Genomic DNA, 609 nt, shown 5'->3' on the forward strand with positions numbered 1-609 from the left:
CTCCCCTTCTTTCCATCTTCCCCCTTCCTCTTTCCTTTCTTCCCCCCTTCCTCCTTTTTCTTCCTTTCCTTTCTCTCCTTTCACCCTTTTTCCCTCCTCCTTCTTCTCTCTCCTTTCTCCTTTTTTTTTCTTTTTTTCTTTTTCCTCTTCTTCCTTCTTTCCTCTTTTTCCTTTTTTCTCTTCTTCTTCTTTTTCTTATACCTTTTTTTCTTCTTTTCACTCTTCTCCTTCTTTCTTCTAATACTTCCCTTTTTTTTTTACCTTTTCTCTCTTTCTTTTTCTCTCTTTCCTTTTTCCTTTTCCTTTTTCTTCCTCCTCTTTTCCCTTTCTTTTTTTTTTTTCCCCTCCCCTTCCCTTTTCTCCTCTTTTTTTTCTTTCCTCCCTTCTCCTTCCTTTTTTTTTCTTTCTCTTCTTTTTCCTCTTTCTTTTTTCCATTCTTTTTTGTATTCTCTTCCTCTTCTTTCTTCCCTCCCTTTTTCTTTTCTTTCTTTCTTCTCCCCTTTTTTCCCCCTGCCCTTCATCTTTCCTAACCCCCGTTATTTTTTCGCTTATTCTACTTTTCATTCTCCTCCCTCCTCCATTATCCCTTTTCTGTCTTTTCACCTCCCC

2 protein-coding genes are annotated in these 609 nt (G+C 37.6%); both read right to left on the reverse strand.

What is annotated here, in order from left to right:
- Positions 1–220, reverse strand: a 220-nt coding sequence (locus tag GMA8713_RS27630; RefSeq protein ID WP_198159611.1) for a hypothetical protein, incomplete at its 3' end; no start/stop codon positions are given.
- 17 nt (positions 221–237) lie between these two features.
- A partial coding sequence (locus GMA8713_RS27635) for a hypothetical protein (RefSeq protein WP_232314579.1) occupies positions 238–609 on the reverse strand: 372 nt, incomplete at its 5' end.

It is taken from the genome of Grimontia marina, assembly GCF_900060185.1.
Taxonomy (GTDB): Bacteria; Pseudomonadota; Gammaproteobacteria; order Enterobacterales; family Vibrionaceae; genus Enterovibrio; species Enterovibrio marinus.